The 10,747-nt window shown below is 61.0% G+C and carries 5 protein-coding genes; 3 read left to right on the forward strand and 2 right to left on the reverse strand.

The window, feature by feature from the left end:
• Window positions 1-29: 29 nt before the first annotated feature.
• Entirely contained in the window at window positions 30-6,626 is a 6,597-nt protein-coding gene (locus SOP95_RS04605) for an NEL-type E3 ubiquitin ligase domain-containing protein (protein ID WP_323606376.1), read from the reverse strand.
• 122 nt (window positions 6,627-6,748) lie between these two features.
• Here SOP95_RS04605 and SOP95_RS04610 point away from each other — a divergent pair, with 122 nt between their 5' ends.
• Window positions 6,749-6,967 (forward strand): DUF2970 domain-containing protein, encoded by a 219-nt coding sequence (locus SOP95_RS04610; protein ID WP_323606377.1) that lies wholly within the window; start codon window positions 6,749-6,751, stop codon window positions 6,965-6,967.
• On the opposite strand, the gene SOP95_RS04615 is transcribed toward SOP95_RS04610, so the two are convergent.
• Window positions 6,964-8,037, reverse strand: coding sequence for an ABC transporter substrate-binding protein (locus SOP95_RS04615; RefSeq protein WP_323606378.1), 1,074 nt, complete (start codon window positions 8,035-8,037; stop codon window positions 6,964-6,966). The two genes, SOP95_RS04610 and SOP95_RS04615, sit on opposite strands and share 4 nt — an antisense overlap.
• A gap of 522 nt (window positions 8,038-8,559) precedes the next feature.
• On the opposite strand from SOP95_RS04615, the gene SOP95_RS04620 reads away from it, so the two are divergent.
• Both SOP95_RS04620 and SOP95_RS04625 read left to right on the forward strand, forming a co-directional pair.
• Window positions 8,560-10,218 (forward strand): nitrite/sulfite reductase, encoded by a 1,659-nt coding sequence (locus SOP95_RS04620; protein ID WP_274075932.1) that lies wholly within the window; start codon window positions 8,560-8,562, stop codon window positions 10,216-10,218.
• The gene (locus SOP95_RS04625) at window positions 10,202-10,696 is read left to right on the forward strand and encodes a DUF934 domain-containing protein (protein WP_274075931.1); all 495 of its coding nucleotides are present in this window, start codon (window positions 10,202-10,204) and stop codon (window positions 10,694-10,696) included. The genes SOP95_RS04620 and SOP95_RS04625 overlap by 17 nt, the downstream gene beginning before the upstream one ends.
• The last annotated feature ends 51 nt before the right edge of the window (window positions 10,697-10,747 follow it).

Here is a 10,747-nt window from a genome sequence, read left to right on the forward strand (position 1 = left end):
GCCGACTCCAGAGTTTTTTGCGCTGACAATCAGGCCTGAGCGCCCAACTCGGCTACCTCACGTTCGCTGAGTGTGGTCAGCAGTTGCAGGCGCTCGGCTTTATTGGCCGTATCCAGCGCCTCCATCTCCTGCAGGTAGGCCGAATTGAGCTGCGGGTATTTATCCTCCAGCTCACTGGCCTTGGCCTGGAAGCCCTGCTGCACCCGGGTAAATTCCCCCGGGTATTTCTCCTCCAGGTAATCGCGCCAGTATTTGCGCGCCGTCAGTTGCTCGATGAACACCGGGGTCCGTTCCCTGGCAAGGATCGATGCGTACGCCTGGTCCAGATCCCCTGTCGTCATCTGCGCCAGGTTCTCATACAACATGCCTTTGGGCTGGTTGGGCAATCCAAGACGCCGGGCCAGGCCAACTCGATAGGCCAGGCGAATCTCGGCAGGATCGATATTGGGTCTGAGCTGGATACGCGTACTGGCGATCTCTTCGACCTGCGCCAGGCGGAACAACTCCCTGGACAGTTTCAGCAGCTCGCGGCCCTTGTGTTCCGGGGCAATGGACTTCAAGGCATTGAACTCATGGACCTCGACTTCCAGCTCGTTGAACAACAGGATCCGGCCATCGCCACAGGTCACGCGATTCCTCAATGCCCTCGACAGGTCCATCAAGCGCCTGCCCAGCGCTTCATCGCCATGGGCGGCTTCCAGGACACGCCAGACGCGCTGCGTCAGATCCAGGCGATCGGCGACGAAGTCCTGGGTGTGCTGAAGTTGCGAGAGGATGTATGAAAAGTCGTGGGTAGTGTCCTGCTCCATCAAGTCGCTCCACACCTGGTGTTTTTCCGAGTCGGCCGCCACGCCGGAAAACCATCGGGCTTTCTGTGCCTGCGGCGATTCATGGTCGGGATGATCCTCCTCGTCGGAGGCCTCGGAACCCTCGGAAGATTCAGGCCCGAAGCCCTCCAGATGGCGTTCAATCTGTTGCGAGGTAAAGCCCAGGCCTCGGCCAGTTTCCTGCAGGTACTCCTGCAATCGTATGAGTTCCACCTGTTCCAGGTAAATGTTATCGGACAAGTTGGTGCCAGCCATCAAGGCTGCGTGCCCTGGCAGAAACGCATCGGGAGGAATGATCTGTATTCGGTTGCCACTCAGGTCGAGGGTTGCCAGCGCTGGCGCTTGCAGCACACCTTGCGGCCAATCCCAAAGAAGGTTACCGCTCACATCCAGCGCTTGCAGCTGCTCAAGACCGGTGACATCGAGACTGACCAGCCTGTTCACGCTCAGGTCCAGCGATTGCAAATGCCTCAGGGAGCGCACTTGACGCTGCCACTCATCACTGGCGCCAAGATCGTTATAGCTGGCGCTCAAGCGGATGAGGTGTTCACATTGCCCCACTGCGTCGGGCAACGCGCCCAGGCGGTTGTGATTGAGCGTCAAGCTGCGCAACTTGGGAAACGCACGCAGGAACCCATCCGAGTTTTCCGTGAGCCCGACACCGCTCAGGTCCAATGCACCGACATGCTCGAACGAAACCGGCAAGGCCGGCAAATCACCGATGACCAGGCCGGCAAAGTCCAGCACGGCATCAGTCGCTGCGCCCTCGGCCGCAGGCGCCTCGCGCAAGGTCGCCCGCCAGCACTCCAGGAGCTGGTTAGCCGCCCGGCGGCGGTCCAACGCGCCCACCCAGCCCTGATGGCCGCGAAAGGCCGGGACATCGATCCAGTCATTCAACTGCTTGATCAATTGCGTCCGCTGTTGCTGCCACTGGACCAGCCGGGCTTCAATTTCCAGAGCGCTCATGCCCCGGGTGAGCCAGGCATCAATCCGTTCAACGGCTTGAGCAGCGCCGAGTTGAGGATCAAGACGTTGCAGCCTGGCGGCCGCTGTCCGGGGCACGTCACCTTCGCCCGGCTCCAGGTGCAACGGCAGTATCAGGTCCGGGCGCTCCGATACTTCAACCGGATAGAACTCCGGATCGCCTCCGGTTCGTCCGGCAGACAGGTGCAATCGTTCGATACCCAGCGGGTTGCGCGACGCCGTGCGGTCAGCGTATGTCCGTACCGACGTCAACGCTTGCGGGCTCAGCCGGCAACCTTGCAGCGAAGTCGCCGCCAACAGCTGGTCATGCCCGGCCAGGGCCGCCGCGGGGATGTCCGTGATGCCGCTGTGATTCAGGGCCAGACGGCGCAGGTTGGGCAACGCCAGCACACCCTCGGGCCAGTTGCGGATATTGCTATGGCTCAGGTCCAGGCTTTGCAGGCCCGTCATCGAACCGACCTGCAAGGCGCCGACCCGGTTGTAGGCCAGGTTCAGGGTTTCCAAGGCGGTCATACGGTTCAACCGCGCTTGCGCCGACGCCGTGATCGTCAGCTGATTGTATGAGAGGTTCAACTCGCGCAGTTGCCCGAGCCCGTCAAGTGCCTGGGGCAGCCCGGTCAGCCGGTTGGCGCTGAGGTCGAGTGCGCGCAGCTGGGGAAATCCACTCAGAAAATCACTGACGTGCTCGGTCGATAGCGCGCTGTTACTGAGCTTCAGGCTGCGCACATGAGCAAAGACCGTATCGCCAAGCTCGGGTAAATCGCCCAACGGTCCAAATCCCGTCAGGTCCAACCCTTCAAACAGCGCGTCACCTTGCCCCCACGACGGGCCTGCCACAGGCTGGGCGGGTGCATACCGGGCACGCAGCCCCTTGAGAAAGCATTCGCGGATCTTTTCAGCGATCAGCGCGCGGTGGTGTAACTCCATCTGCCTGCCGTCAACCCGAACAACCCTGTCCTTCCAGGCGTCCAACGACTGACTCAATGCCAGCTGCTGCTGATGCAGTGCCTCGACCTGATCCAGTAATGCTCGTCCGGACAGCCCGTCTTTACTGAATTGCGCCATTGCGTCCGATGCAAAGGTGTCATCATTGGGTGCCAGTTCTGACAATCGCCCCCTGCAGTACCTGGCAACCATTTGCGGCTCGTTGAGTAAATGGGCCGGGTTGTCGTGCACATAACCATAGGCTTTCTTGAAGGCCTGCGGTTCCAGCGCAGCCCAATTGAGCTGCATGCGTCGCCATAGCGACTCATTGCCACTGAACAGCTCGTCAGGCAGCGACCTGATCGGCATCCGTCGTAAATCGAGGGTTTCCAGCCTGCTCAAGCCGAACACCCCGTTCGGCCATTCGGTCAGATCCCCCGCCAACCTCAGGGACCGCAGATTGGTCAGCGTGCTGAAGTCCATGGCGCCCATATTGCCCGTGAGCGCCAACTGCTCAAGCTGAGTCATCCCTTCCAGCGCCCGCACCAATGGCGGCGCAAAGGTCGGCAACGGGCTTTCAAGCGCCAGCTCGGTAATAGCCGTCAATCCCGGCAATTTCTCGGCCAAGGCAGCCATATCCTGCCCTCGCACGGAAATCTCCAGTTTTTTGAGCTTCGCAAACCGCCGCAGCAGCGCAACGCCCGAATCACCGATGAGCTGATCACTGGTCAGTCGTACACTGCGCACATGAGTGAAGTCGGCATCCCAATCGGGCAACGTGTCAGCCCCACTTAAATTCAGCTCGAAAGCGGGCTCCAATCCTCGATCAAGACCGTTGCGCCAGCACTGGATCAACCGATCGGCGATGACCCGGCGCGACGGCCCACCCGCAGGGGCCTGCTCGCCAGCGTCGACCCAGTTGTTCAACGCGCGGTCCAATGCCTCGAATTCCCGTTGACGGTTGTTCAACAGATTGAACACTTGCCGATCGGTGTCTCCCGCACTCAGACGGCCTCTGACGAACTGACTGGCTTGCGCATCGGAAAGGTTCGGGTAGAGGTCTCGCACCCTGGAGACCAACGCGCCATCCGGGAAACCGACCCCACGGCCACTGGCCAGGTATCCGAGGCGGCCATCGGGCAATCGTAGCGACGGCCCGGCGCCATTCAACGGGCGCTGCTTGAGGATCAGCGACATCTCGTGGCGATGAGCACCGGCATAATTCGCCAGTTTGTTTTGCAAAGCCTGGACTTGATTGCCATCCAGTTTCGCCCGTGCCGCTTCGGGCAAGTACTCCAGTAGCGATTCGAAGAGATTGCGGCCATGGACGGGCAAATTGTTGAGAGCCCTGCCCTGCGCGTCATAGGCGCGAAAGTAACCGTCGCCCTTGACCAGGTAATAGCGAATCGTCGCACTGTCGCTGCCGACGCTGTCCAGCAGTGGGCCCTTGAGCGAACCGGTACGCATTTCCACGCGTAGATCAGCCGCCCAGCCGGGCAACTGCTCCAGACAGTGCAGCGCAAGACGGTCGCTGGCCAATGACGCCATGTCTTGCAGATGCAAACCGCAGAGCGCCCGATTCAGGCTGGCTTGCTGTAGATGGGCGCAAATCTCGCTGGCCTGGCGCAAGGGTATTTTCGCGGTGTCGCGCAATTGGGCCAGCTCGGCAGCACTGGCATTGTCCAGCACCTGTCGCGCGCCCTCCGGCGACAGCGTCGGGAAACTGCGTTGCAGTCGCTCGATATCAGCCTCGTGAGCACTCCCCTGCCGATCGCCTCTGAACCACCTGATGGTCTCGGCCAACAGCGGCGGCGGTGGCTGGTGATCGATGTGCATCTGGCGCAACGCGTCATCACTGACGCCGCTGACCTCGGCAATCTGCTGCAACTGCGCATCGGAAAAACCGTCCATCTGCGGCCCCATCCGCCGCAACAGTGCCGAGCGATCCCATTCCAGTGGCCGTTCCAGCGTGTGGCGCCAGGCGCCGTGCTGGTTGTGCCGCAAGACAGGTTGATAGGCCCGGGGGTCGCTGGGGTGTTTGATCCGCCATTGTTGCAACGCCGGGTCGAAGGTCTTTTCGTAGACATTGCCCTCTTGTCGAATGTAGGTCCTGCCCCCGATCTTATACTGCCCCAAAGCGTTCGGCTCGATTCCATCCAGGGAAACACTGCTCTTGTAGGGGGCCAGATCCGGACTCCACAAACGCGGCTCGCCAAAAGGCGTGGCGATCCGGGTCATGCCATTGACAAACCGTGAGGTCGTGATCGGTGGTGCCTTGTGTGCCACCGCACCCAACACGGCCATGAACGCCACGTTCTGCAAGACCGAACTGAGGTGGCCCCAGGCCTCCTCGGCGTCTGCCTCTTTCCACGCTTGCATCCCCTGGTAAACCTCGTAGGTCAATTGCACGGCGGTGACGGCCAGCATGACCTCGCCCAACCCTGGCACGAAAAAGGCTGCCACGTTCAAGACGCTCAGCCCACATTCGGCATAGTGTTCGAGCCGGGCAATCCAGGCCTCGTGGTCAACCTCGGCGGTGGGTATTGCCAGCAACCTGGCGTTGGACTTCACCCGGGCCAGATGAAACTCATAACAGGCGCCAAACACCTCGCCATCAATGAAGGTTTCATCCATGCCCAGGTCGACCTCCTCGTTCCACACTTCTACATACATGCCCTCGCGGAACGCGTCCCGGTTATAGGGCGGGCCCGGATAAACCGGGGCCGGGTCCCACTTCTGGACCTTGAGCTGGGCCTTGAGCCGGCGAAAGAAACGGCTCGATTCATCCTGTGCGACAAAGCTGGTGAAGAACCGCTGGTAACTGTACGTACGCAGCTTGATCGCAAGGTCCCGGGCAAACTCGCGGCCCGAGCCATACGCCTTGAGAGGACTGACGGGATCGCCCGGGATGTAGACGATGATCCGGGTATCATCTATTTGGGTGGGCAGCAAGGATGAAAACGGCAGAAGACCGAGCCAGGGATTCTGCAGGGCCGCCCTGGTTCGGCGCGACGCAGCGCCAATGATCAGTACGTCGTTCAGTTCCGAGCCAAAAACGTGCAGCCGACTGTAGGCGACCAAGGCCCCATCGAGCCGCACGGGCGAGGCTCCGTCGAGTAGCGCCAACACCGTGGCATGGTCCGCAGGGTCAATATTCGACTGTAGCAACGCGACATGCGCCTGCACGCGCATCCTGTCCTTGTTCGCCGCAATCGTCTGCTGGCGGACAGTCGCCGCCTTGTCGGGCGCCTCGAACACGGCACTCAGGTGGTCCTGATACTGCTTGCCCACGTCCAGCTCCCGGCACAGGCTGGCGAATGCCGCGGGCTCGATCGACAACTTGTCACGGATGCTGTAGCGCACCTTCGCAAACGGGTAGTGCTCGCTTTGATCGTAGCGGTGACTTTCCAGTGCCCCTGCAGGCGCCAGCGCGCTGGTCTCCTGCAAGGCCACTTCGTCAAAGCGCTCGTCCTCTTCGAAGTTGCGCAGCGCCGCCTGCAACAATGACTGCTCTTCGGCCCGATTGGGCGAGCGCAGATGAAACAGCGCCGTGTCGGTCACATCCGGCGCCTGGCCGAATGTTTTCTGTAGCGCATCGGTCAGCAATGGCTTGGCAAATTCGGTAATGCCCTGCAAATCCTTGAGCGTCGTGGCCAGCGCCTGAGTGGAAACATTGCTCCGTGCCTGGCTGTCGAGCAAAGCCTGGCGCAACGCCGGTGACGCCTTGGCATACAGTTCGGGGTAAGCCTCGATGAAACGCTGGGCAGGATTGCGCGCCAGTGTCATGGCCTGCAGATGGGGGGTGGCCAGGTGACGCGTCCAGTCGGGAACACGGCTCTTGATAAACGGGACATGAAACCCGGATTCAGCGGGTGTGGAAAGGTCCGGCATGATGTGATTCCTGTTGCTCGATTGAGAGCGGGTCAGGACATCACGGCCATCCGCCGGCGTGGCGGTACATAGTTATGGGGTTTGGCTATGCTTAGCTCTCACACCTTGGTGAAGAGGGGTTTATGGACGATCCAGCCGACAACAAGCCGCCGACCTTCTGGCAGATGCTGCACAGCGTCATGGCGGCGGCGTTCGGGGTGCAGAGCGGGAAAAACCGGGCGCGGGACTTTACCCACGGCAAGCCCAGCCATTTCGTGATCCTGGGGATTGTGTTCACGGCGGTGTTCGCCTTGACGCTGTATGGCATCGTGCAACTGGTGTTGCATCTGGCCGGCATTTAACGCATCAGGGTTTGCAGGCTGAACGGATAGCGATACGACGTCGGCCGGCCTTTGGCTGACAGTCGACGGAAGTTCACACCGTAGGCCGGTGATTCGCCCATGGCCAGCAATCGCCGGGCCTGTGCCTTGTCGATCATTTGCAGCAACGGGATCCGCCGGTCCCGGCCGCCGTAATGGTCGAGATCCACACCCTGATCCAGGTCATGCAACTCCACCAACGCCCAGCCACCCAGGGTGAAGTGCCCGCCCACCAGCACGCTGAGGCGTCCGTCGAGCAACGCCTGTAACGCCGTCGGCGAGCTGTTGACCGCACTGAACAAGGCATCCTTGCCCGGAACCCCGCCCGTCTCCGAATACGCCTGCATGGCGCCAAACGCCATTTCGTCATTGGCTGACCACACCAGCGAGACCTTCGGGTAACGCCGGAACAGCAGCCCGGCCTGTTCATACGCCCGCTCCCGGGTCCAGCCGCTGTAAACCAGCTGGCGCAAGCGCACGTGCGGGTGCTCGGCCAGGGCCCGCAGCATGCCCTGTTCGCGCAGCTGCGCCGAAGGGGTGATTTTCAGGCCGGAAAACGCCAGTAGCTCGATGACCTCCCCGGGCGCCACGGGGGGATGCTGGCGAATCAGCTCCTTGAGCATCAGGTAGCCGCCCTCCTCGTCATTGGGCACCAGGCTGCCCAGGCGCTCAGGGCGCTCGCCCAGCAGGCTCATCTGGTTGGCCGTCAAGGACGCGTTGACCATGAACAGCTTCACCCCGCTGCCCTCGGCCAGGCGAATGATCTGCGGGGCGACGTATTGTTCGTTGACGAACACCAGGTAGTCCGGACGCCCGGGGCCTTGCAGCGCCACACGCGCTTGCGCCAGGGTAAGTTCCGGCATGCGTTGGGAGTAGAGAATCCGCAGGTCGATGCCCAGGTCCGTGGCTGCCGCCTGCATGAACTGCGAATAGCTGACCCAGAAGGCTTCTTCGGTCGTTCCGGGGTTCAGGAACAACACCGATTCCGCTCGGGCAGCAGTGCTGTGAACCGCGCCGAACAGCAGCAGGAAGGAGTAGAAGAACTTCAGCATTGATCGTCCGAGCCCCGGAAATTCGCCGCGCATTATAGCCAGCGAAACCCCGGAAAACGGCGTTTATTCGGGTTTTTGTCCGACAATCGTCGGAATGGGACCCGGACGGGTTGGTTTATTGGTGACTGACCCAGAATACCGCAGTGCCAACGACCAGGATGATCAGGAACAGGATCGCCCAGGCATCGACCGAACTATCGCTTTTCGTTGCTTTGGTTGGGTTGCTCATTGCATCGCCTCTTGTCGGTTTTATCGGTGATTGCATAAAGACTCGATCACATTAAAGACGACGATTGCCCGCACCACAAACAGGGTCTTTGCAACAACGATTCTCATTAGTCCTTTTGGTTCTTTACATATACTCAAACATCACTTTTGCGCATAACCGCAAACTGGTATCTTGCCCCGGCTCCGTAGGGAGTGCGCGGCCGTGCGCGCAGAATTGCAGAGGTTTTATCGGACTCCGGCAAGCACAAAAACGCAGCGGTATCCGAGCGACCCAAGCCTGAGAACAGGACTTATATGTACGTATACGACGAATACGATCAGCGGATCATCGAGGACCGCGTCAAGCAGTTCCGTGATCAGACCCGACGCTATCTGGCAGGCGAGCTGAGCGAAGAAGAATTCCGCCCCCTGCGCCTGCAAAATGGCCTTTATATCCAGCGTTTCGCGCCGATGTTGCGAGTCGCCGTGCCTTACGGCCAGCTGACTTCGCGGCAAATGCGAATGATGGCCAGGATTGCCCGCGACTACGACAAGGGCTACGCGCACATCAGCACCCGGCAGAACGTGCAGTTCAACTGGCCGGCCGTGGAAGACATCCCGGACATCCTGGCTGAACTGGCGACTGTGCAGATGCACGCGATCCAGACCAGCGGCAACTGCCTGCGCAACGTCACCACCGACCAGTTCGCCGGTGTCGCTGCCGACGAATTGATCGATCCGCGCCCATGGTGCGAGATCGTCCGCCAGTGGACCACCTTCCACCCGGAATTCGCCTACCTGCCGCGCAAGTTCAAGATCGCCGTCAACGGTTCGACCTCCGACCGTGCCGCCATCGAAGTCCATGACATCGGCCTTGAGCCGGTGCACAACGCCGCTGGCGAACTGGGTTTCCGCGTGCTGGTCGGCGGTGGCCTGGGCCGTACGCCGGTCGTCGGTGCGTTCATCAACGAATTCCTGCCGTGGCAGGACCTGTTGAGCTACCTCGACGCCATCCTGCGGGTCTACAACCGCTATGGCCGTCGCGACAACAAGTACAAGGCGCGGATCAAGATCCTCGTCAAGGCGCTGACCCCTGAAGTCTTCGCCCAGAAAGTCGACGCGGAAATGGAGCACCTGCGCGGTGGCCAGACCACGCTGACCGAAGCCGAAGTCCATCGCGTCGCCAAACACTTCGTCGACCCGGACTACAAGGCGCTGGACGACCAGGCCGCCGCCCTGGCCGAACTCGACCAACAGCACCCGGGCTTTGCCCGCTGGCGCGCACGCAATACCCTGGCCCACAAGAAGCCAGGTTATGTTGCCGTGACCCTGTCCCTGAAGCCGACCGGCGTCGCCCCGGGCGACATCACCGACAAGCAGCTCGACGCCGTGGCCGACCTGGCCGAGCGCTACAGCTACGGTCAACTGCGCACTTCCCACGAGCAGAACATCATCCTGGCCGACGTCGAGCAGGAAAAGCTGTTCACCCTGTGGGGCGAGTTGCGCGAGCAAGGTTTCGCCACGCCGAACATCGGCCTGCTGACCGACATCATCTGCTGCCCGGGTGGCGATTTCTGCTCCCTGGCCAACGCCAAGTCGATCCCGATCGCCGAATCGATCCAGCGCCGTTTCGACGACCTGGACTACCTGTTCGACATCGGTGAACTGGACCTGAACATCTCCGGTTGCATGAACGCCTGTGGTCACCACCACGTCGGCCACATCGGCATCCTCGGGGTGGACAAGAAAGGCGAAGAGTTCTACCAGGTGTCCCTCGGCGGCAGCGCCAGCCGTGACGCCAGCCTGGGCAAGATCCTCGGCCCGTCCTTCGCCCAGGAAGCCATGCCTGACGTGATCGAGAAGCTGATCGACGTGTACATCGAACAACGTACCGAAGACGAGCGTTTCATCGACACCTACCAGCGTATTGGCATCGACCTCTTCAAGGAACGCGTCTATGCAGCGAATCATTAAGAACAACGAAGTCGTCGACGAAACCTGGCACCTGCTGCCCAAGGATTTCAGCATCGACGAAATCACCAACTGCGACGACTACATCGTCCCGCTGCAGTTGTGGCGTGAACACAGCCGCATGCTCCTGGCCCGCGACGGCGGCCTGGGCATCTGGCTGGACGCCGATGAAGAAGCGGAAGAAATCGGTGAAGACGTGGCGAGTTTCCAGGTCATCGCCCTGAACTTCCCGGCCTTCACCGATGGCCGCAACTACTCCAACGCCCGGCTGCTGCGTGACCGTTACGGTTTCAAAGGCGAGCTGCGGGCGATTGGCGACGTGCTGCGCGACCAGTTGTTCTACCTGCACCGCTGCGGTTTCGATGCGTTCGCGATTCGCCCCGATAAAGACCCGTACGAAGCCCTGGAAGGTCTCAAGGACTTCTCGGTGACCTATCAGGCCGCCACCGACGAACCGCTGCCGCTGTTCCGTCGCCGCTGATCGTCCAGCCTTGAACCCCGTTCGGGGTTCAAGGCTCCCTCCTTGCAGGCA

Source organism: Pseudomonas sp. YuFO8, assembly GCF_035065025.1.
In the GTDB taxonomy this organism is placed as follows: Bacteria; Pseudomonadota; Gammaproteobacteria; order Pseudomonadales; family Pseudomonadaceae; genus Aquipseudomonas; species Aquipseudomonas putida_AE.

Excerpts from the sequence above, each read along its gene's own strand:
- SOP95_RS04605 (WP_323606376.1), bottom strand. The coding sequence starts at position 6,626 with ATGCCGGACCTTTCCACACCCGCTGAATCCGGGTTTCATGTCCCGTTT.
- SOP95_RS04610 (WP_323606377.1), top strand. The coding sequence starts at position 6,749 with ATGGACGATCCAGCCGACAACAAGCCGCCGACCTTCTGGCAGATGCTG.
- SOP95_RS04615 (WP_323606378.1), bottom strand. The coding sequence starts at position 8,037 with ATGCTGAAGTTCTTCTACTCCTTCCTGCTGCTGTTCGGCGCGGTTCAC.
- SOP95_RS04620 (WP_274075932.1), top strand. The coding sequence starts at position 8,560 with ATGTACGTATACGACGAATACGATCAGCGGATCATCGAGGACCGCGTC.
- SOP95_RS04625 (WP_274075931.1), top strand. The coding sequence starts at position 10,202 with ATGCAGCGAATCATTAAGAACAACGAAGTCGTCGACGAAACCTGGCAC.